This is a genomic window from Pseudoclavibacter caeni, assembly GCF_008831125.1.
Taxonomy (GTDB): Bacteria; Actinomycetota; Actinomycetes; order Actinomycetales; family Microbacteriaceae; genus Pseudoclavibacter_A; species Pseudoclavibacter_A caeni.
Window position 1 is genome coordinate 23,893 of the sequence record NZ_WBKA01000001.1, and the last position, 21,427, is coordinate 45,319.

A 21,427-nucleotide genomic window follows, 5' to 3' on the forward strand; every position below is an offset into this window, starting at 1 on the left:
TACAGCGTCACCTCTCTGGACTAGTCGTCTCACCTTGCAGACGGAATCTCCACAAGTAACCGCTCGTGGAGCTCGGTCGGGTCAACTCGGATGAGTCGGCCGACACGGTACCCGCGCACAGTCCCGTCCGAGATACGACGACGGATCGTCTTCACGGACACCCCGAAACGTTCGGCTGCGACGGCAAGCGAGATCAATCGAGTATCCGGAGAAACAGAGTGCTTGCGACTGGACATCGGGGGTCTCCTTTCAGGGCGTCATGTCGTTGTCGCCTCATAGGTGTCCATCGCCGTCCACTGCCGGGCTCTCTGAGCCATCTTGAGATGACCTGGCCTTTGCCATGCGCTCCAGCAGACGATCACTCATCCGATCGGCCAGCTCGCGGTCCCGACTCATTGTGGCGTGCTGATAGCGCAGAACGATGCGGATATCCGCATGCCCGCCACGACGCATCAGCTCGGCGAGCGTCGCGCCCTCCTGGGCAAACAACGTCAGGCCAGTGTGCCGCAGATCGTGGAACCGGAAGCCGAGTGGCAGCCCCCTCACCGCGTCCCGAGCATCGCCCCAGATGTAGCCCCATCGGGTGTTCGACAACGGCACACTGCCGCGCACGCTCGTCGGCACCACCGGCGCCTTTGCCTCAGGCGCCACGCTGTCCCGTAGGTGGGCTTCGAGCCTGTCGCGCATGAATTTCGGGACACTCAGAGACCGCCTGCCAGCGTCGCTCTTGAGATTCGAGTAGTCACCAGTGTTCGCGTTGAGCTGCCGACGCACGTGCAGAGTGGCGCTCCCATCCTCGTGCCATTCGATATCACGCCGTTGCAGACCCAGGCACTCGCCGCGGCGGAGCTGACACCACGCAGCGAGCAGCACCATGATCGCCCAGCGTTGTGGCGTCGCCGCGTACAACGCTTCGACCTGTTCAAGGCTCGCCACATCTTCGCCCCCGTCCTGGCCCTCAGCGCGTCGCACCGCCTTCTGCCCAGGAATCGACACGTTGGGTGCTGCGGGGACGATGCCGTCTCGGGCTGCTTGCCGCAGAATCATCATGAGAACGATCAGAACCGGCCGCGTGATCCCGTTGAACTTCGACTTCGGGTTCAACGGCGAAGGGATCTTGTCGAGCCGATCGGTCATCTCCCGGATGCGATCGGCGTCGATCTCACGTATCGGCGTATCCCCGAACTCCGGCACGAGATACCCGGCAACCTTGCTCTTGTACGACCGAACCGTGCCGACCGCCCGCATCCGACCGCTGCGATTCGGCCGCGATCGGATCATCTTGACCCAGCGTTCGGCGTACTCGGTGAATCCGACACCCCGGGCTTTCTCCTCCGCAGCCGCGGCTTGACGCCGGGATGCGATCACCGACGGCGGCTCCCACTCCCCCAGTGCGATCTTCATGTGGACCCCGGCGAGCCACGTTCGGGCATCCGTCTTCGTCTGGAATGTCAGAGACTTGTCATCATCAGTCCGCGCCGTGTGCATCTCACCGTCGGGACCCGGATAACGGGCCTGCCAGCGGCCGGACGGGAGTCTTCTCAGACTCCCCCAGGCCTCGCGCTTCTGACTGCTCTGCTGCGTCTTCTTCAGCGTGCTCATCGTGGCCTCCGGTGGTCTCGAATGGACTCACGCGGACCGCCGTGCCACTCCGTGCCATTCGATCCTTCCATCCCGCTACATCCGCAGAACCATGCGGATCGAGGGGGTTTCAGGACCGCAGTTGTGGCACGCTGTGGCACGGCCTCGACGGCACACCGCACCCAGAATCCGGCGAGCGTGCCTCCCCGCGCTTGTCTGGAAGGTGCGCGCGTGCCACCCCCGTGCCACTTCGAACGGGTTCTGCTGTTCATCTCCGGCCTCCTCTGTCCATTGGAAGTCGGCACGCAAAAGGCCCGGATCCGCAGCAATCCGCGGATCCGGGCCTCCCTTCGGCCCCAGCGGGCCGGTACTCAGAACCTCGTCGCTAGAAGTCCCAGTCGTCGTCCTCGGTGTTGACGGCCTTGCCGATCACGTACGACGAGCCGGAGCCGGAGAAGAAGTCGTGGTTCTCGTCGGCGTTGGGGCTCAACGCCGCGAGGATCGCCGGGTTGACGTTGGTCACGCTCGACGGGAACATCGCCTCGTAGCCCAGGTTCATCAGCGCCTTGTTCGCGTTGTAGTGCAGGAACCGTTTGACGTCCTCGGTGAGCCCCGCCTCGTCGTAGAGGTCCTGGGTGTACTCGACCTCGTTGTCATACAGGTCGTACAGCAGCGCGAACGTGTAGTCCTTGATCTCGGCCTGCCGCGCCTCGGTCTCGCGCTCGAGCCCCTTCTGGAACTTGTAGCCGATGTAGTAGCCGTGCACGGCCTCGTCGCGGATGATGAGCCGGATGAGGTCAGCGGTGTTCGTCAGCTTCGCGTGGCTGGAGAGATACATCGGCCAGTAGAAGCCCGAGTAGAACAGGAAGCTCTCCAGCAGCGTCGAGGCGACCTTGCGTTTGAGCGGCTCGTCTCCCCGGTAGTACTCGAGCACGATCGCGGCCTTCTTCTGTAGGTTCTGGTTGTCCACCGACCAGCGGAAGGCGTCGTCGATCTCGTGCGTGTTGCACAGGGTCGAGAAGATCGAGGAGTACGATTTCGCGTGCACGCTCTCCATGAACGCGATGTTCGTGTACACGGCCTCCTCGTGCGGGGTGATCGAGTCGGGGATCAGCGACACCGCGCCGACCGTGCCCTGGATCGTGTCGAGCAGGGTGAGCCCGGTGAACACCCGCATGGTCAGCAGTTTCTCAGCGTCGGTGAGCGTCGCCCACGAGGGGATGTCGTTCGACAGCGGCACCTTCTCCGGCAGCCAGAAATTGCCAGTCAGCCGCTGCCAGACCTCGAGGTCCTTCTCGTCCTCGATGCGGTTCCAGTTGATCGCGTCGACCCGGTCGACGAGCTTCAGCTTCGGTGCGCTCACTTCGGATTCCTCGTTCTCTGGTGTTCGGGCCCGGGACGCGGGGCTACAGCATGCAGCTGACGCAGCCCTGCACCTCGGTGCCCTCGAGCGCCTGCTGCCGCAACCGCACGTAGTACAGGGTCTTCAGGCCCTTCCGCCAGGCGTAAATCTGAGCACGGTTCAGGTCGCGCGTCGTCGCCTCGTCAGTGAAGAACAGCGTGCATGACAGTCCCTGGTCGACGTGCTGCGTCGCCGCCGCGTACGTGTCGACGATCTTCTCGTACCCGATCTCGTACGCGTCCTGGTAGTACTCCAGGTTGTCGTTGGTCATGTACGGCGCCGGATAGTAGACCCGGCCGATCTTGCCCTCCTTGCGGATCTCGATCCGGGAGGCGATCGGGTGGATGGAGGCAGTCGAGTTGTTGATGTAGCTGATCGACCCGGTGGGCGGCACGGCCTGCAGGTTCTGGTTGTAGATGCCGTGCTCCATCACGCTGGCGCGCAGCTCGCGCCAGTCGTCCTGCGTGGGGATGGCGATGCCGGCCTGCGCGAACAGCTCGCGCACCCGGGAGGTCGCCGGCGCCCACTCCCGCTCGATGTACTTGTCGAAGAACTCCCCTGAGGCGTATTTCGAGTTCTCGAACCCGTCGAAGGTCTCGCCGCGCTCGACGGCGATGCGGTTCGACGTGCGCAGCGCATGGTAGAGCACCGTGTAGAAGTAGATGTTCGTGAAGTCGACGCCCTCGTCGGAGCCGTAGAAGATGTGCTCGCGGGCGAGGTAGCCGTGCAGGTTCATCTGCCCCAGGCCGATCGCGTGGCTGCGGTCGTTGCCGGCCTCGATCGAGGGCACGGAGTGGATGTGACTGTGCGCGCTGACGGCGGTCAGGCCGCGCACCGCGGTCTCGACGGTCGCACCGAGATCGCCGCCGTCCATCGCCTTCGCGATGTTCATCGACCCGAGGTTGCAGGAGATGTCCTTGCCCACCTTCGCGTACGAGAGGTCCTCGTCGTACCCGCTGGGCTCGTTGACCTGCAGGATCTCGCTGCAGAGGTTCGACATGTTGATGCGCCCGGCGATCGGGTTCGCCCGGTTGGCCGTGTCCTCGAACAGGATGTAGGGGTAGCCGGACTCGAACTGGATCTCGGCGAGCGTGGTGAAGAACTCCCGGGCGTTGATCTTGTGCTTGCGGATGCGCTCGTCATCGACCCACTCGTAGTAGTGCTCGGTCACCGACTGGTCGCCGAAGGGCTTGCCCGTCACCCGCTCGACGTCGTACGGGCTGAACAGGTACATGTCCTCGTTGCGCTTCGCCAGCTCGAAGGTGATGTCCGGGATGACCACGCCGAGCGAGAGGGTCTTGATGCGGATCTTCTCGTCGGCGTTCTCGCGCTTCGTGTCGAGGAACCGGTAGATGTCCGGGTGGTGGGCGTTCAAGTACACGGCGCCGGCGCCCTGCCGGGCGCCCAGCTGGTTCGCGTAGCTGAAGGAGTCCTCCAGCAGCTTCATGATCGGGATGACGCCGGACGACTGGTTCTCGATGTGCTTGATCGGCGCGCCCGCCTCGCGGATGTTCGACAGCAGGAATGCCACGCCGCCGCCACGCTTCGACAGCTGCAGGGCGGAGTTGATGGAGCGTCCGATCGACTCCATGTTGTCCTCGATGCGCAGCAGGAAGCAGGAGACGAGCTCGCCGCGCTGCTTCTTGCCGGCGTTGAGGAACGTCGGCGTCGCCGGCTGGAACCGGCCGGAGATGATCTCATCGACGAGCCGGGTGGCGAGCTCCTGGTCGCCGGCGGCCAGGAACAGGGCCACCGCCACGACGCGGTCCTCGAACCGCTCCAGGTACCGCTTGCCATCGAAGGTCTTGAGCGTGTAGCTGGTGTAGTACTTGAACGCGCCGAGGAAGGTCGGGAAGCGGAACTTGTACGCGTACGCGCGCTTGAAGAGATCCTTGACGAACTGCCATGGGTACTGCTCGAGGAACTCCCGCTCGTAATACTCGTTCTCGACCAGGTACTCGATCTTCTCCTCGAGGTCGTGGAAGAAGACCGTGTTCTGGTTGACATGCTGCAGGAAGTACTGCCTGGCCGCCTCACGATCCTTGTCGAACTGGATGTGCCCCTGCTCGTCATACAGGTTCAGCATCGCGTTGAGCGCGTGATAGTCCAGCTGCGTGTCCATGCCGCCCGATCCCGGCTGTGTGACGTCCACCTGTGCCGGCCCCGTCAGGCCAGGACCGTGGTGGAGACCTCGGCCGCGAGCGCGTCGATCCGGTCGGGACGGAACCCGGACCAGTGGCCGCCGTCGGTGACGACGACGGGCGCCTGCATGTAGCCGAGCTCCTTCACCCGGGCGAGCGCGTCGGGGTCGGTGGTGAGGTCGACGACGGTGTAGTCGATGCCGCGCCGGTCGAGCGCGCGGTAGGTCGCGTTGCACTGGACGCAGGCAGGCTTGCTGTAGACCGTCACTGACATCTTCCGTCTCCTTCGCTCACGACCGCGCCCGCGTGTGCGGGGTGGCCTCACAGGGGCGGGCCGCTCGCTGCAGCCCGCTGGTCGATACTACATCTAGTGCTCTCGTCTCGCACCACCACTAGATGTTGTGTCACATGACTGTAATTACCCCGATGTGCGTCGTCCCGCATGAACACGCGGATCACGGCCGACACCACCTCACGACACGCCGTGGTCGGGCCCTCGCGACACGCCGCGGGCCCCGTCCAGGAGCGCATCCGGGCGGGGCCCGCATGGCGCCCTGCGCCCGCTACGCGGCGAGCAGCGCCTCCAGACGACGCTCGGTGTCCGGCCACCCGGTCACCTCGACCGAGGGCACGCCGATCGCCTTGACGGGGTAGTCGTTGCCGTCCGGGTGCATCTTGTCGCCGAAGAAGAGCATGCGGTCGAGCGGGATGCCCGTCTGCTCGGAGAGCTGGCGGATGCCGTACGCCTTGTCGATGCCCTGCCGGGTGATGTCGATCGAGGTGGTGCCGCCGGCGCGCACCTCGAGATCGGGCAGCCGCTTCTGCACGGCGCGGCGGAGCGTGTCCTTCTTCTCACCGGTCGGGTCCCACGCCTCCTTCGCCGCGACGGGCGCCTGCTGGCCGAGCGCGGAGAAGGTGACCTGCGAGCCGCGGTCCTCGATGATGTCGCCCCAGGTGTCGGCCTCCCAGTAGCCGAGACGCTGCGCCTCCTCGGTGAGGGCGCGCTCGGCGTGGGCCTTCTCGTCCGCGGTGAGGTCCTGCGCGTACACCTCGTGCCAGGCACCGTCGTCATGTCGGTGGTATCGCGTGCCGCAGGTGGGCATCAGGTGCAGGTGGTCGAGCTCCGCGTCCGTGGCGCCGGCGGCCACGAGCGCGTCGATCACCTGCCGGCGGAACTGCTCGATGCGGCCGCCGGAGATCACGCACACCTGCGTACGGTCGAGCAGCCGGCGCAGCACCCGCGCCATCGACTCTGGCACGCGGGACTTGGACGGGGCCAGGGTGTCGTCCAGATCGAAAGCGACCATGACGGGGAACTCGGACATCGGTGATGCACTCCTTGCAGACGCGGGAAGACTGACGGCCCCAGCCGGCGACCGCCCGTCTCCGGACGCGTCCGCCGGCGGACGTGACATGATGGGCACGCCCGGGGCTCCGCCATCGATTGTAGGGGGATGGCCGGACACCGTGGCACGGGGACGGCGGAGAGGAGCGTGGATGCGGCGCATCCTGACAGCGCTGTGGACGCTCGTCTGTCTGGCCGTGCTCGTCACGATCACCTGGCTGCCGGCGTCGCTCGGTCAGCGGATCGGGTTCGCGCAGTTCATCGCGTGGCCGGAGCCGACCCTCGCCGTGCTCGGCGCGATCGGCGTGCTGCTGCTCGCCTCCGCGCTCGTCACCCGCCACGCCGTGCGGACGACCATCGCGATGGTCGCCGTCGTCGTGCTCGTGGCGCTGCCCTGGGGGCTGCCGCGGCTGGCCGACCCGCCCCGGGCGTACGCCGCCGACGCTGTGCCGCCGGCCGACGACGGCGCGCTGCGCGTGCTCGCCTGGAACGTCGCCGGGCAGGAGGAGTCGCTCGGCGACGTCGCCGACGTCGCCGCCACGGTGTCGCCGCAGGTCATCGCCCTGCCCGAGACGACGCTGAGCGAGGCGCACGAGCTCGCCGACGACCTGGCCGCGCGGGGCATCCGGATGACGGCGCTGCCGACGTCGGGGTCGGACGCCGCCTGGCCGTCGAGCGTGCTGGTGAGCCCGTCGCTTGGCGGCTACCGGGTGGTCGCCGACACCTCGCAGACGGTGCGGCCGGGCATCGCGATCACCTCGCGGTCAGGGGGCCCCACGATCGTCGTCGCCCACGCCCAGCAGCCGGGGTTCGACGCGGAGCAGGCGAGCACGTGGCGGGAGCACCTGGCGTGGCTCGCCGCCTGGTGCGACCGGGGCGAGGCGATCATCGTCGGCGACTTCAACGGCACCGACGGCAACATCGGGCGGACGCTCGGCTCGTGCACCGCCCCGGGCGCCGACGCTGCCGGCTCGACGACCGGGGGCACGTGGCCGAGCGCACTGCCCGCCTGGCTGAGCGCGCCGATCGACCGGGTGTACACCTCCGGGTGGCGGGTCTCGGGGCTCTGGCCGATCGACGGCCAGCGCGACGGGGCGAGCGATCACCGGCCCATCGTGACCGACCTCGTGCGGGCGCAGGACTGAGGCTCGGGGTCGGGGTCGGCGGGGTGGACCGACGCCCTACGCGTCGATGCGGCGGGCGATCGCGCCGACGATCCCCCGCCAGCCGAGCATGAACAGTGCCAGCGTGATCGACGTGACCACGAGGAATCCGAAGGCGAAGCCGTGCAGGGTGACCGCGCGCAGCAGCACGCCGCCGACGATCGTGACGAGCCAGACGATCACCCCGGAGCCGGAGACCGCCAGCGGCCGGCGCCAGGCGCGGACGACGCCCCAGCCCACGACTGCGGCGAGCAGGAACGGCATGGCCACCTCGAACAGGTGCCGCACGCTCGGATCGGTGGCGTGCGCCCGCACCCCGATGAACGCGAACAGCAGGATCGACACGGCGTCCAGCAGCGCCGCGATGGCCACCCAACCGGGGCCGGTGCCGATCGCGGCACGCCGGGCGACCGCCTGCTCCGCGTCGAGCGCCTCGAGCTCCTCCGCCTCCTCGGGCGTCAGCTCGTCGGCCGTGGCCGGCGTCGCGTCGGCCGGCTGCTCGTCGGTGCGGGTGTCCGTGCTGCTGTTCTCGCTCACCCCTCCAGCGTAAGCCCTCCCACCGGTCGCGGCATCGTCTGATGCCCCTCGGACGACAGGTGCGCAGGAGCCCGTGCACGATGACCGCACACCCCTCACCGATCCGCATGCGTCTCAACAGCTCAGCAGCGGCAGGCGCGGTGGACGAGCGATCACGGCTGATGGCGGACTCCCCAGCTCGTCCCGCCGCCGACGCGGCACAGACCGGTTCGGTCCCGCCGCTTCTCCACCGCCCGTCGCATCCGGGTCATCCGCGTCACCTCCATGTCGGCGCCCGCTGCTCCACTGGTGGCATGGACACCAGCACGAATCCCCGAGACCTGCCCCGCGACCCCCGCGCCTGCCCGCCCTGGTGCGTGCTCGGCGACGCCTCCGACGCGGACGTCCCCGCGCATCTGAGCGCCATGGTGCCCGTGCCACTCGTGGTGCGGGCCGTCGATCTGGTCGACGGGCTGCCGCACAGCGTCCCCAGCGCCCTGTCGTGCTGGGTGGGGCTGCTCGAGACCGACGGCGAGACCTACCTCACCTGCGCCACGGAGGAGGGCCCCGCGATCGACCTCACCCCCGAGAGTGCGCGGCGGCTGATCGAGGCGCTGCGCCTGTACCTGCGCGTGCTCGACGACGTCTAGAATGCTGCCATGCCCGCCCGCGACACGCTGCCCGTGATCGTGCTGGCCGGCTTCCTCGGCAGCGGCAAGACGACGGTGCTCAACAGCCTGCTGCACGCGCGCGACGGCCGGCGCATCGGCGTGATCGTCAACGACTTCGGCGACATCCCGATCGACGGCTGGCTGGTGGACGCCTCGGTCGACACCTCGATCACGCTCGGCGGCGGGTGCCTGTGCTGTGTCACGGGCGCCGGCGGTGTGGACGACATGATCGCCCGACTGGCCGACCCGGCGCTCGCCCTCGACGCGATCGTGATCGAGGCCAGCGGCGTCGCCGACCCGGCGAACCTGGCCCGGCGGGTGAGCCACACGCGCGTGCCCCGCGCCCGGTTCGCGGGCGTGGTGCTCGTCATCGACGCGGTCGAGCACCTGCGGACGCTCCAGCGGCATCCCCGCCTCGCCCAGGACGGCCTCGTGGCCGATCTCATCGTGCTGAACAAGGTGGATCTGGTCGCCTCCGACGCGGCGGATGCGCTCGTCCGACGCCTGCGGGACACGTCCGGCGGCGCCCCGGTCGTGCGCACCGAGCACGGACGCCTCGACCCGGATCTGCTGTTCGACGCGGCCCCGCCCAGGCCGCGCGCCGCCGGGCCGACGCTGTTCGACGCGCTCGACGAGGGGGCGGGGGCCGCGGGCATGACCGCGACCGGTCCGGGGGATGTGGCAGCGGCAGCGAGCTCGACCGACACGGCAGACGTCGCGAGCGCAGCCGGCGCGGTCGACCACGACCACGACCACGACCACGACCACGACCACGACCACGACCACGACCACGACCACGACCACGACCACGACCACGACCAGTGTGGCCCGGGGGCCGGTCACCTGCACGACCTGTACGGCAGCGTGTCGTTCCAGACCGACACCCCGCTCAGCCCGACCCGTTTCCTGGCGCTGCTGCACGAGCATCCCCAGGGCCTCTACCGACTCAAGGGGTACGTGCGGATGGTCGTGTCCCGCGGGCCCGGCGCCTCCCGGCACGCGCTCGAGGTGCACAGCGTCGGCGCGCATGTCACGTTCGCCAGGCAGCACGCCCGGCGCGGCCGACCGTCGATCGACGACACCCGGCTCGTCCTGATCGGCGTCGACCTCGACCGCGACGACCTCGACCGCCGGCTGCGCGCCTGCGAGACGTCGGCCCCGCTGCCGGGCGACCGCGCGGCGATGGTCACCGTCAACCGATACCTGTCGTGAGTGGACGCCTGTTCGGTGGTCTTCGGTCGCTCAGTCTGATGAGGACCGTCGCCTGCCGTGCGCCGACGACTGCTCTCCTGCAGTCCGTTCTCCTGCAGTCCGTGGGCGAGTCGGCGACAGGGACGAGCAGCATCGCGATCTCGACATGACCTGATGCCAGACGATGTGCCGGAACGACCATGTCCCCGTCTGCCTCCGGCCGAATGCCCCCGTCCAGTCCCGACCGAACGCTCCGTCTGCTCCAGCCCTCTTGTCCAGCCCCTGTGAAGAGAGCCTGCTCTCCACAACCGCCCGCACGCCCTGCACACGACTGCACGTGCCCCTCGTCGGTCCCGCGACGATTACACTCAAGGTGACGGGCTCGCCCTGAATCCGCAGTCCAGCGCGGTCGCCCCGCGCGATCATGTGACGGCGTTCCACGCGCATCCGCGGATGCGCGTGCCCGTCCGCCGAACGTCACCGACGTGCCGGCCCAGACAAGGAGGAGACATGACCACCCAGCCCCAGGACCATGCCACGATCGGCCGGTTCGTCGGCGGGCCGCTCAACGGCCAGCTGCTGCCGCTCGGCCCGGATGACGGGCAGGAGATCATCCGCGCGTACGGTGACGGCCAGGTCGTCTACCGTCAAGTCGGCCAGCTCGAGAACACCGGCCCCGACGACGGCGCCCCGACGGCGACCTACCGCTTCGTCGAGACCACGGACTGACGCGCGCCACGACGACACCGGATGCGCGCGCCACCAAGACGTGGTAGCATCCTCTGGTGCCGTCAAGGCCACGGGGCTATAGCTCAGTTGGTAGAGCGCTTCGTTCGCAATGAAGAGGTCAGGGGTTCGATTCCCCTTAGCTCCACAAACGCCCGGGATCTGTCTTCACGACAGATCCCGGGCTTCTGTCTCCCCTGGCTCCATGACAGCGGCTCGAGATCCGCAGCACAAGGTTCCAAGCCTCTCCCATCCTCCAGTGCCCCGGGACTGACGCCACGCCGCGCCGATTCGCATCCCGCACCACACTCCCTCCCGACTGGCGCATCCCGCGCACCCGATCTAGTATCTATGTCGTATACGACGTGGTCGCCCCAGTGAGGCGGGGTGCACCGCGCGGATCGTCGTCGGAGCATCCGACCGCCCGACAGCCGTCCCGTCATCCGGCGGAACAGCCACGGTGCGGCCATCCGGCACCCGACGACACCGGGCGTCCACCCCGCCTCCGCGTCCGCGCCGTCCGACGTGGTCGGGCCACAGGTTCGCGCCACCGCCGGGATGCCGCTGCCACGGCGTCCCGGCACCGGACGGCCGGTCGCACCGATCGGCTCCCACGGGCCCGCTCGCGGCGCCGCGTCGTGCCGACGGCGCCGCCGTCGACCCGGTGAAAGGAAGACCGATGACCGCGATCAGCGTGAAGCGGGCGCTGGCCCGCCCCGCTCAGCATCCCGAGCACGACGCCGTCGACGCCGACGTGCTCACTCGAGAGCACGCCCCCGTCGTCACCGAGCTGAAGACCCTGCTCGGCGACGACCGGGTGCTCGACCACCCGCTCGACATCGTCCGCTACGCGACGGACGCGAGCCCCTACCGACTCATCCCCCAGGTCGTGGTGCGCCCGCATGACGTCGACGAGGTGCGCCGGCTGCTCGCCTGGGCCCGCCGCACCGGCCACGGACTCACCTTCCGCGCCGCGGGCACGAGTCTCAACGGGCAGGCGCAGTCCGACGACGTGCTCGTCGACGTGCGCGAGTTCTGGCGTGGCTGGGAGGTGCTCGACGACGGACGGCGCTTCCGGTGCCGTCCGGGCGAGATCACCGCCCGGGCGAACCTGCGTCTGGCCCGCCACGGCCGCAAGCTCGGCCCCGATCCCGCCAGCTCGGGCGCCGCCTGCATCGGCGGCGTGCTCGCCAACAACGCAAGCGGCATGACCTGCGGCGTGAAGAACAACGCGTACCACACCATCGATCAGGTCACGATCGTCCTGGCCAGCGGCACCGTCGTCGACACCAGCGCACCGGACGCCGACGAGCGGCTGCGCGCCGCCGAGCCCGAGCTCGTCGACGAGTTGATGCGCATCCGCGCCGACATCGCCGCCGACGACGAGCTCGTCGCCCGACTGCGTCGCAAGTTCTCGATCAAGAACACCTCCGGATACCACCTCGACGCGTTCCTCGACGGTGAGACCCCGGTGGAGATCCTCAAGCGCCTGGTCGTCGGCAGCGAGGGCACGCTCGGGTTCATCGCCGACACCGTCTGGAACACGGTGCCCTTCGGACGCCGGCACACCGCTGCCTTCTTCCGATTCCCGAGCCTGCGCGCGGCCGCGGCGGCGGTGCCGGGCCTCAACGACGCCGGCGCCCAGGCCGTCGAGCTGCTCGACGCCGCCAGCATCCGCTCGGCCTGCGAAGTCGAGGGCGCACCCGCGTGGATGCGCACGCTCGCCGACGACGCGGAGGACGCCGCCATCCTCACTGAGCTGCGCAGCGACGACCCCGACGAGCTCGCCGCGTTCGAGCAGCGGGTCATGGACCAGATCGGCGACGAGATCGTCGAGGGCGCCTTCACCCACGACGCGGCCGTCTCCGGCGGCTACTGGCGCGTGCGCTCCGGTCTGCTCGCCATGGTCGGCGCGGCCCGTCCCGCCGGCACCACGCTCATCACCGAGGACGTGTGCGTGCCGCCCGCCGACCTCGCCGACGCGTGCGAGGATCTCGAGGCGATGCTCGTGCGCCACGGCTTCGCAGGCGCCGTCAACGGCCACGCCTCAGCCGGCAACATGCACTTCTACCTGTACCTGGACGCCTCGCAGCCCGATCAGGTCGCCACCTACCGGGCGTTCATGGAGGATCTGGTCGCGCTCATCTGCGACAAGTACGACGGCTCGCTCAAGGGCGAGCACGGCACCGGCCGCAACATGGCCCCGTACATCACCCGCGAATGGGGCGAGACCGCCGTCGCCATGATGTGGCGGGTCAAGCGCGCCCTCGACCCGCAGGGCATCCTCGGCCCCGGCGTGTTCCTCAACACCGACCCCGAGGTCACCTTCAAGGATCTCAAGACGATGCCCACCGTCTCGCACGACCTCGACCCCTGCATCGAGTGCGGGTTCTGCGAGCCGGTGTGCCCGTCGCGGCACGTCACGACCACGCCGCGGCAGCGCATCGCCCTGCAGCGTGAGATGGCCCGCCAGGGCTGGAGCGGGCAGGTCGAGGGCGAGCTCGTCGACGAGTACGAGTACGCCGCAGTGAACATGTGCGCCGGCGACTCCTCCTGCGCGGTGGCCTGCCCGGTCGACATCGACACCGGCCACGCGATGAAGCGCATCCGCCGCGACGCGTACTCGCCCGCGGCCCAGCGGGTCGGCGACCAGGTGGCGAAGCACTGGGGGCCGATCTCGAAGGGCGCCCGCGGCCTGATCGGCACCGCCGGCGTCGCCCGCCGCGTGATCGGCGACACCGGGCTCACCGCGATCACGGACGCGATGCGCGCGATCATCAGCAAGGACCTCATGCCCGGCTGGCTGCCCGAGATGCCGCAGGCGGCGAAGCGGGTGCCCGAGACATCTCGCGACGGCGCCGAGGCCGTGTTCTTCGCCGCCTGCATCAACCGCATCTTCGGCCCGAGTCGCAAGGCCCCCGACCAGACGAACGCGACCCATGCGCTCGTCCGCCTCGCCGAGCGCAGCGGCCACCCGCTGTGGATCCCGGACGACATCGACGGCGACTGCTGCGGCACGATCTGGCAGTCGAAGGGCCTCGATGCCGGCAACCGCCGGATGGCGGCGAAGGTGTGCGAGGACATGTACCGCTGGTCGGACGGCGGCCGGCTGCCGATCGTCGTCGACGCGTCGAGCTGCACGCTCGGCGTCACCCGCGAGATCGTCGACCACCTCGACGAGGAGCACCGGGCGATGCACGCGAAGCTGACGATCGTCGACGCGATCACCTGGGTGCTCGACACGGTCGTGCCGGACCTGCCCACCCACGATCGCGAGCGCCGCGCCGTCATCCACCCGACCTGCTCGATGAACAGCCTCGGCATCGCCGACGACCTGCAGCGGCTCGCCGGCGAGGTCGCGGACGACGTGGTGCTGCCTGTCGTGCACACCTGCTGCGCGACGGCCGGCGACCGCGGCTTCCTCCACCCCGAGCTCACCGAGCACGCCACGATCGAGGAGATGGAGGAGGTGCGCTCCTGCGGGGCGGATCTCTTCCTCTCCGGCAACCGCACCTGCGAGCTCGGCCTGGAGCACGACTCCGGCGAGCCGTACGAGTCCGTGCTCATCGCCCTCGAACGGCTCACCCGCCCGCAGCATCTGCGGCCGACCGCGGCGACCCCGCAGCGCTGACCTCGGCTGGCCGGGCCGAGGCGTCATCCCCGGCCCGGCCGCATCCCCCAAGCTCGGCGGCACCGCCGCCCGACCACCACCGACAACAAGGAGCATCCCCCACCATGACCAGCAGCAGCGCACCCGTGCGCAGCGCCCAGCGCGTCGTCGAGGCCCTCGAGGCCGCCGGCGTCCGCTGGGTCTTCGGCGTGCCCGGCGCCAAGGTCGACCAGGTCTTCGACGCGCTCGAGGACTCCCCCGTCCAGACGATCGTCTGCCGCCACGAGCAGAACGCGGCGTTCATGGCCGCGTGCGTCGGCCGGCTCACCGGGCGCCCCGGCGTCGCGCTGGTGACCTCCGGTCCTGGCACGAGCAACCTCGCCACCGGCCTGGTCACCGCGACCACCGAGGGCGACCCCATGGTCGCCCTGTGCGGGGCCGTGCCGCGCGCCGACCGTCTCAAGCACACCCACCAGTCGATGGACGCAGCAGGTCTGCTGTCGACCGTGTCGAAGACGGCCGGCGAGGTCGACGCCGCCGACAACGTGCCCGAGGCGATCGTCAACGCGCTGCGCGCCGCCGAGGTGATGCCCCGCGGGGCCGCGAGCCTCGTGCTGCCGTCCGATGTGATGGCCGAGCCGACCGCGGTGCCGCTGCCGCCGGTGCGCGAGGTGCCCCGGCTCGGGGCGGCGCCCGACCAGGCGGTGGACGCGGCGGCGCGGATGCTGCGCGAGGCCCGGTTCCCGGTCATCCTCGCCGGGGTGCGCTCGGCGTGCACGGAGGGCGCCGAGGCACTGCACGGTCTGCTCGCCCGCACCGGGCTGCCGGTCGTGGAGACGTTCCAGGCGGCCGGGCTCGTGCCGCGGGATCTCGAGGACCATTACCTCGGCCGGGTCGGCCTGTTCCGCAACCAGCCCGGCGACGTCGTCCTCGCTCAGGCGGACGTCGTCCTCACGATCGGCTATGACCCGGTCGAGTACGACGCGGCGCTGTGGAACCACGACGCGTCCCGGCGGATCATCCATCTCGACGAGATCGCGCCCGACTTTGACGCGCACTACGCGCCGACGCTGGAGCTGCGCGGCGATATCCCCACAACGATCACCGCCCTGGCCGAGCGGGTCGCGGGGCTGCGCCTGCGCGGCGAGGCGGACGCGGTGGTCGCCCGGCAGCGCGACCGGCTCGCCGAGACGGCCGCGCCCACGCCCGACCACGACGACGCGTTCGGGCTCGACCCGGTCGCGGTGACGCTGACGCTGCGCGAGCTCGTCGGCGACGACGCGACGGTGATCTCCGACGTCGGGTCGCACTACATCTACATGGCCCGGTACTTCCGCGCATACCGGCCGCGCCGGCTGCTGTTCTCCAACGGGCAGCAGACGCTCGGCGTGGCCCTGCCCTGGGCGATCGCGACGACGCTCGTGCGCCCCGGCGAGCCGGTGCTCTCCGTCTCCGGCGACGGCGGGTTCCTGTTCTCGGCGATGGAGCTCGACACCGCCGTGCGGCTCGGGTCGACGTTCACGCACGTGATCTTCGACGACGGCACGTACGACATGGTCGCGTTCCAGCAGATGAAGCGCTACGGGCGCACGGCCGGCATCCAGCTCGGCCACCCCGACTTCGCCGCGTACGCCGAGTCGTTCGGCGCGCACGGCCGACGGGCGACGACACTCGAGGAGCTCGTCGCCGAGGTGCGCGCGGGTCTCGCCGAACCGGGCCCGACCATCATCGACGTGCCGGTGGACTACCGCGACAACCTCGCGAGCCTCGCCGGCGATCTGAGAGAGGGAGTGCTGTCATGACCGACACCACCAACACGAACCAGCCCACACCAGAGGGCGCACGACGCCCGCGCGCCGACCACCTCGTCCGCCACGAGGTGTTCCAGACATCGCTGATGAGCGCACTGCTCGACGGCATCTACGACGGGGAGATGACGATCGCCGAGCTGCTCGGCAAGGGCAGCTTCGGCCTCGGCACCTTCGACGGCCTCGACGGTGAGATGATCATCATCGACGGCCACTGCTGGCAGATGCGCGTCGACGGCACCGTGCGCCCCGCCGACCTCGACGCCCGCACCCCGTTCGCGGTGGTGACGAACTTCGTGACGAACATCACCGCCGACGTGCCGGCGCACTCCCCGCGGTCGGCGGTGTCGCGGCTGATCGACTCACTGACCGTCTCACCCAACTACCTGTACGCGCTGCGGATCACCGGCGAGTTCGACTGGGTGAAGACCCGCACCGTGCAGCGGCAGCCGAAGCCGTATCCGCGCATGGTCGACGCCACCGACAACGAGCCGACGCTCACCTTCGAGCGTGTCTCGGGCGTCGTCGGCGGGTTCCGCACACCCGTCTACGAGCAGGGCATCTCGGTGCCCGGCTGTCACGTGCACTTCATCGACGACGAGCGCACCCGGGGCGGGCACGTGCTCGACTTCCAGATGGCGCACGGCACCGTCGAGCTGTGCCTCGGCACCGACCTGCGCCTCTCCCTGCCCCGCACCGAGGCGTTCGAGGCGGCCGATCTCGCGCCGGAGAACCTCGCCGACGAGCTCGGCCGCACCGAGCAGCACGACTAGCTGCCGCCGGCCGCGAGCCGGATGCGGGAGGCTCAGCCCTCCTGCGCCGCGTCGCGGGTGCGAGCCTCGCACTCCGGGCAGATGCCGCGGAAGGTGACCGCTGCCTCCAGGATGCGCATGCCGTGCGTCTGCGAGGGGGTGAGGCAGGGGGCGTGCCCGACGACGCAGTCGACGTCCTCGATGCGCCCGCACACCACGCACTGCACGTGATGGTGGTTGTCGTGCGTGCGCGTCTCGTACCGGGCGGCGTCGGAGTCGGGCAGGTCCACGCGCCGCAGCAGGCCGACGGCGGTCAGGTCGTGGACGATGTTGTGCACGCTCTGGGCCGACAGGCTCGGCAGCGCGGGCGCGACGCCCTCGAGCACCTCCGCGGCCGTGCTGTGGGGGTGGTCGTCGAGATAGTCGAGCGCGGCGAGCCGGCCGGCCGTGACCCGCAGCCCGGCGGCGCGCAGGCGGTCGCGCCAGGCGGCACGGGGCTGGGTCAGGGTGCTCATGCCCAGCAGTCTAGCGCTCTTTTGAGTGACTCAAAAGATCACTGCGCGAGCGCGGCCTCAGCCGACGTTCCGGCGCCGCTTGAGGATGTCGTCGAGCCGGTCGGCGTCGAACCCGGTGTCGACGCCCGCACGGCCGTCGAGCCACGCGTACTCCTCGTCCTCGCCGAGCGAGGCGTGAATCTCCGCGTCGACCTGCGCGGCCGGCGTCTCGGGGGCGCGGGCCGGCCGATCGTCCGGACGGGCCGGACGCAGCCCGGGCATCGCGTCCGCGTCGGCGTCGACGCCCAGCCGCTCCGCCTCGGCGAGCGCGGCGCGCAGCGCCTCGGCCCGGGTCACGTTCAGCGGCTTCGGCAACGGGTGCGGCGTCCAGGCCTCGCCCCCTGCAGCCCTCTGGCCGTCGTCATCCTGCGGCAGATCCGCGTCGACATCGTACACGGGAGCCGCGTCGGCCGGCCGGGCATCCGCCCGGGCATCCGCCCGCAGATGCCGGCGCAGCGTCACCGTGGCCCGCCGGCGGACGAACGCGCCGCCCAGCAGCCCCAGCGCGCCGAGGATGATCAGGGACAATCCCCAGCCGTGTCCGGCGGCGACGATGCCTCCGGTGATGAGGAGGGCGAGTCCCACCAGCACGAGGCCCCCGCCGAGCCGGCGTCCCCGCCGAGCCGCGACGACGACCACGGGCACGGCCCGGCGCAGCCGCTCGCGCTCCTGCTCGGTCCGCGCCTGCGCGGCGATCCGCTCCGCACGCTCTCGTTCGCGTTCCATCCGTCGCGCCTCCCTGGCGAGCACCGCCGCACGGCGGGCGCTCACCTCCTCGTCATACTCCTTCGGCAGCTCCTGGCCGCGGGCGAGCACGTTCGCGGCGCGCTGCACGCGCATCGCGTCCCGGGCCGCGGTGCGCGCATTGCGCCGCTCGATCCACCCGGGGACGAGCACGGCGAGCCAGAGACCGACGATGCAGAGCACCAGCAGCGCCCCGCCGATCTGCCCGAGAAGTCCGCTCATGCGTCTAATCTACGTTCCCGCCCGCAGGGGCGATCGGATTCCCCTCGGTGTGGCGTGCCCGCAGGATATGCCCCACCAGCCCGTCCTGCGGCACCTCCTCCGCCAGCAGGGCGAACACCAGGTGGTCGCGCCACCGATCGCCGATGTGGATGTACCCGCGCCGCACGCCCTCGGGTCGGAACCCGAGCTTGCGCGCCACCCGCTGCGAGGAGGCGTTCTCGGGCAGCGTGCAGATCTCCACCCGGTGCACGCCCCAGTCGCGCACCAAGGCGTCGACGAGCAGCGCGGTCGCCAGCGGGACGATGCCCCGGCCGGCCAGCCGCCGGGTGATCCAGTAGCCGATGGAGCAGCCACACACGGCCCCCCATTCGAACTGCGACGCGGTGATCTGCCCCGCCACCGCACCGCGATGCTCGATGACGAACGACCAGGCCTGGCCTGCCCGCGCCGCGGCGAGCATCCCGCGCACCATGCGGCGGGTGTCCGGCATCCCCGGCCCCGTGCCCGGCAGCGTCGCCTCCCACGGCTCGAGCCAGTCCCGGTCGACGCGCAGCAGCTCCTCGAGCGCCCGACGGTCGCGACGGCGCACGGGCCGCACGCGCACATCGCCCCAGGCGAGGTCGAGGGCGCCGGTCACAGTCCCTTCACGTGGTCGACGAGCCAGGCGCGGAACGCGGGGCCAAGATCCGCCCGCTCGCCGGCCAGGGTCACCACGGTCTTCAGATACTCGAGCTTGTCACCCGTGTCGAACCTGCGCCCCCGGAACACGACCCCCAGCACCGGGCCCGCGATCGACGCGTCCCCGGCCATCTCCTCCAACGCATCCGTCAGCTGGATCTCCCCACCACGACCCGGCGCCGTCCGCTCCAACACATCGAACACCCCCGGCCGCAGCGCATACCGGCCGATCACCGCCAGATTGCTCGGCGCCGTCCCCGGCTCCGGCTTCTCCACCAGACCCGTCACCCGCACCACATCCGCCTCACCCGTCGGCTCCGCCACCGCGACCCCGTACAGATGCGTGCGCTCCTCCGGCACCTCCATCAACGCCACCACGCTCGCCCCATGCGCCGCCTGCACATCCAGCATCCGCTCCAACAGCGGCGAGGACGCATCGATCAGATCATCACCCAGAAGCACCGCGAACGGCTCATCCCCCACATGATCCCGACCACACAGCACCGCATGCCCAAGCCCGCGCGGCACCCCCTGCCGCACCGCCGACACCCGCGCGATGTCCGACGCGGCCCGCACGCTCGCCAGCAGCGCATCCTTCCCATCCGCGGCCAGCCGCGACTCCAGATACGGGGCCGCGTCGAAATGATCCTCGATCGCCGACTTCCCCCGACCCGTCACCAGCAGCACGTCACCCACACCAGCACGCGCCGCCTCCTCGACCACATACTGAATCGCCGGCCGATCCACCACCGGCAGCAACTCCTTCGGCACCGCCTTCGTCGCCGGCAGGAACCGCGTCCCCAACCCCGCCACCGGCACCACGGCCTTCCGCGCGCGCGCCGTTCCAGTCTGGTCGCTCAGAGCACTCATGCTCACAGTCTATCGGGCCGTCCCTGAGCACCGCCCCGGCACGGGCTGTCCGCCGGCTGAGGGGCTCCGGCCCACGCCGGTCGCATGTCATCACCCGCGGGCCCGCGGCCCGTCCGCCGGCGCTGCCGCATGCCCACCCGGCGCCACCGCATCCCCGCCCCCCGAGCGGCCGCGTCGGACCGCCCCCACTCCGGTGTCCACACCGGCCTACGCTGGACACATGCCACCCGTCTCCGACCCCGATCCCAAGCAGGAGCTGCGCCGTGTGATCCGCCGAGCCAGACGCCTCCGCGCCGAGGCCGGCCCGACCGATCACGGCGACGGCCTGCGCCGCCTGCTCGACCGACTGGGAGCCCGCACGATCGCCGCCTTCCTGCCCTCCCGCAACGAGCCGGACGTCCGCCCGATCCTGCACGCCTGGCTCGCGGACGGCCACCGCGCGCTGCTGCCCCGGGTGCTGCCCGATCACCGCCTCGGCTGGGTGGACGCCGCCCACGCGACCGAGCGCCCCTCCGCGCTGGGCGTGCCCGAGGCGATCGGCCCGACCGCGCATCGGGCCGCGCTGCGCGACGTGGACGCGATCGTCGTCCCCGCCCTCGCCGTCGCCCCCGACGGCACCCGCCTCGGTCAGGGCGGCGGGTACTACGACCGTGCGCTCGCCGACCCCGCGGTGACCGCGCCCGTCATCGCGGTCGTCTTCGACGACGAGGTGCGCGCCGACCTGCCCGGGGAGCCGCACGATCGCCCGGCCGACTGGGCGGTCACCGAGCGCCGGGTGCTGCGACTGGGCCGAGGCTGAGCGCGGGACGCCGCCATGTGCACCCGGGCACTGGACATCTCCTGTGCCCTGAAGTGGTTGACGGTATAATCAATGCCGAATCGGGGCGATGACCAGCCTCGGCACCGGAGCGCGCAGGCGTAGCCCCCGCTCTCTCCTGCGCGCCCTCGACCACAGGAGTGGCTCACACATGAAACAGATCCTCGCAGGCTTCCGAGACTTCATCGCCAAGGGCAACGCGATCGACCTCGCCGTCGGCGTGGTCATCGGCTCCGCGTTCACCGCACTGGTCAACGCGCTCGTCGAGAAGCTCATCATGCCGCTCGTCGCGGCGATCTTCGGCAAGCCCGACTTCGATGCGGTCGGCAACTTCACGATCAACGGCGCGGACTTCTCACTCGGCGCGGTGCTCACCGCCATCGTGAACTTCCTGCTCGTGGCGATCGCCCTGTACTTCTTCATCGTGCTGCCGTTCAACAAGCTGCGCGACGTGCAGGCGAAGCACAAGGCCGCGAACGCCCCCGAGGCTGCGGCCGACACCCGCACCGAGCTCGACGTGCTCAAGGAGATCCAGGCCGCGCTCGCCGAGCAGCAGGGCGGGGCCACTTCGAAGGGCGCGCACTCCGCCTGACCGGATCGCCCTGACCCGGGCCAGACCTGCGACGCGCGCCCGTG

20 protein-coding genes and 1 tRNA gene are annotated in these 21,427 nt (G+C 70.2%); 10 read left to right on the forward strand and 11 right to left on the reverse strand.

The features are described 5' to 3' along the window. Positions 1-29 precede the first annotated feature (29 nt). The 6 genes from F8O02_RS00120 to F8O02_RS00145 form a co-directional block, all read right to left on the reverse strand. Positions 30-236: an excisionase family DNA-binding protein gene (locus F8O02_RS00120; protein ID WP_158035173.1), complete on the reverse strand. Its 207-nt coding sequence runs from the start codon at positions 234-236 to the stop codon at positions 30-32. 37 nt (positions 237-273) lie between these two features. Further along, on the reverse strand, positions 274-1,602 hold the full coding sequence (locus F8O02_RS00125; protein WP_158035174.1) for a tyrosine-type recombinase/integrase: 1,329 nt from the start codon (positions 1,600-1,602) through the stop codon (positions 274-276). A gap of 364 nt (positions 1,603-1,966) precedes the next feature. Then, on the reverse strand, positions 1,967-2,944 hold the full coding sequence (gene nrdF / locus F8O02_RS00130; protein WP_158035175.1) for a class 1b ribonucleoside-diphosphate reductase subunit beta: 978 nt from the start codon (positions 2,942-2,944) through the stop codon (positions 1,967-1,969). A gap of 43 nt (positions 2,945-2,987) precedes the next feature. Continuing rightward, entirely contained in the window at positions 2,988-5,105 is a 2,118-nt protein-coding gene (gene nrdE, locus F8O02_RS00135) for a class 1b ribonucleoside-diphosphate reductase subunit alpha (protein WP_158035176.1), read from the reverse strand. Positions 5,106-5,149: 44 nt separating this feature from the next. Beyond that, complete coding sequence (gene nrdH / locus F8O02_RS00140) at positions 5,150-5,398, reverse strand: glutaredoxin-like protein NrdH (protein WP_158035177.1); 249 nt, start codon at positions 5,396-5,398, stop codon at positions 5,150-5,152. A gap of 289 nt (positions 5,399-5,687) precedes the next feature. After that, positions 5,688-6,449 carry an HAD-IIB family hydrolase gene (locus F8O02_RS00145; protein ID WP_158035178.1) on the reverse strand — a complete coding sequence of 254 codons (762 nt, stop codon included), beginning with the start codon at positions 6,447-6,449 and terminating at the stop codon, positions 5,688-5,690. A gap of 172 nt (positions 6,450-6,621) precedes the next feature. On the opposite strand from F8O02_RS00145, the gene F8O02_RS00150 reads away from it, so the two are divergent. Beyond that, positions 6,622-7,614, forward strand: coding sequence for an endonuclease/exonuclease/phosphatase family protein (locus tag F8O02_RS00150; protein ID WP_158035179.1), 993 nt, complete (start codon positions 6,622-6,624; stop codon positions 7,612-7,614). Positions 7,615-7,650: 36 nt separating this feature from the next. Here F8O02_RS00150 and F8O02_RS00155 read toward each other — a convergent pair whose 3' ends face one another. Next, positions 7,651-8,169: a DUF3054 domain-containing protein gene (locus F8O02_RS00155; RefSeq protein WP_225734035.1), complete on the reverse strand. Its 519-nt coding sequence runs from the start codon at positions 8,167-8,169 to the stop codon at positions 7,651-7,653. Positions 8,170-8,462: 293 nt separating this feature from the next. On the opposite strand from F8O02_RS00155, the gene F8O02_RS00160 reads away from it, so the two are divergent. The 7 genes from F8O02_RS00160 to budA all read left to right on the forward strand — a co-directional run bounded on the left by F8O02_RS00160 (position 8,463) and on the right by budA (position 16,927). After that, the gene (locus F8O02_RS00160; protein WP_158035180.1) at positions 8,463-8,798 is read left to right on the forward strand and encodes a DUF6907 domain-containing protein; all 336 of its coding nucleotides are present in this window, start codon (positions 8,463-8,465) and stop codon (positions 8,796-8,798) included. Positions 8,799-8,807: 9 nt separating this feature from the next. After that, complete coding sequence (locus F8O02_RS00165; RefSeq protein ID WP_158035181.1) at positions 8,808-10,031, forward strand: CobW family GTP-binding protein; 1,224 nt, start codon at positions 8,808-8,810, stop codon at positions 10,029-10,031. Positions 10,032-10,520: 489 nt separating this feature from the next. Further along, entirely contained in the window at positions 10,521-10,739 is a 219-nt protein-coding gene (locus F8O02_RS00170; protein WP_158035182.1) for a response regulator, read from the forward strand. A 72-nt stretch (positions 10,740-10,811) separates the two neighbouring features. Next, positions 10,812-10,884: transfer RNA gene (locus tag F8O02_RS00175), tRNA-Ala, on the forward strand. A 531-nt stretch (positions 10,885-11,415) separates the two neighbouring features. Next, positions 11,416-14,367: an FAD-binding and (Fe-S)-binding domain-containing protein gene (locus F8O02_RS00180; protein WP_158035183.1), complete on the forward strand. Its 2,952-nt coding sequence runs from the start codon at positions 11,416-11,418 to the stop codon at positions 14,365-14,367. Between the two features lie 104 nt (positions 14,368-14,471). Further along, positions 14,472-16,148: an acetolactate synthase AlsS gene (gene alsS / locus F8O02_RS00185; protein ID WP_158035184.1), complete on the forward strand. Its 1,677-nt coding sequence runs from the start codon at positions 14,472-14,474 to the stop codon at positions 16,146-16,148. Continuing rightward, positions 16,145-16,927 (forward strand): acetolactate decarboxylase, encoded by a 783-nt coding sequence (gene budA / locus F8O02_RS00190; protein ID WP_158035185.1) that lies wholly within the window; start codon positions 16,145-16,147, stop codon positions 16,925-16,927. The genes alsS and budA overlap by 4 nt, the downstream gene beginning before the upstream one ends. A gap of 32 nt (positions 16,928-16,959) precedes the next feature. On the opposite strand, the gene F8O02_RS00195 is transcribed toward budA, so the two are convergent. Genes F8O02_RS00195 through F8O02_RS00210 form a run of 4 tightly spaced genes read right to left on the reverse strand, consistent with a single transcriptional unit; the run spans position 16,960 to position 19,974 of the window. After that, on the reverse strand, positions 16,960-17,421 hold the full coding sequence (locus tag F8O02_RS00195) for a Fur family transcriptional regulator (RefSeq protein WP_158035186.1): 462 nt from the start codon (positions 17,419-17,421) through the stop codon (positions 16,960-16,962). Positions 17,422-17,478: 57 nt separating this feature from the next. Next, complete coding sequence (locus tag F8O02_RS00200; RefSeq protein WP_158035187.1) at positions 17,479-18,426, reverse strand: hypothetical protein; 948 nt, start codon at positions 18,424-18,426, stop codon at positions 17,479-17,481. Between the two features lie 4 nt (positions 18,427-18,430). Continuing rightward, positions 18,431-19,063 carry a GNAT family N-acetyltransferase gene (locus F8O02_RS00205; protein ID WP_158035188.1) on the reverse strand — a complete coding sequence of 211 codons (633 nt, stop codon included), beginning with the start codon at positions 19,061-19,063 and terminating at the stop codon, positions 18,431-18,433. Continuing rightward, a complete protein-coding gene (locus F8O02_RS00210; protein ID WP_158035189.1) occupies positions 19,060-19,974 on the reverse strand; it encodes a UTP--glucose-1-phosphate uridylyltransferase in 915 nt (304 codons plus the stop codon). Before F8O02_RS00210 ends, F8O02_RS00205 begins: the two co-directional genes overlap by 4 nt. 220 nt (positions 19,975-20,194) lie before the next feature. On the opposite strand from F8O02_RS00210, the gene F8O02_RS00215 reads away from it, so the two are divergent. Then, positions 20,195-20,773, forward strand: coding sequence for a 5-formyltetrahydrofolate cyclo-ligase (locus F8O02_RS00215; RefSeq protein WP_179416261.1), 579 nt, complete (start codon positions 20,195-20,197; stop codon positions 20,771-20,773). 169 nt (positions 20,774-20,942) lie between these two features. Next, the gene (gene mscL, locus F8O02_RS00220) at positions 20,943-21,383 is read left to right on the forward strand and encodes a large conductance mechanosensitive channel protein MscL (protein ID WP_218859532.1); all 441 of its coding nucleotides are present in this window, start codon (positions 20,943-20,945) and stop codon (positions 21,381-21,383) included. The last annotated feature ends 44 nt before the right edge of the window (positions 21,384-21,427 follow it).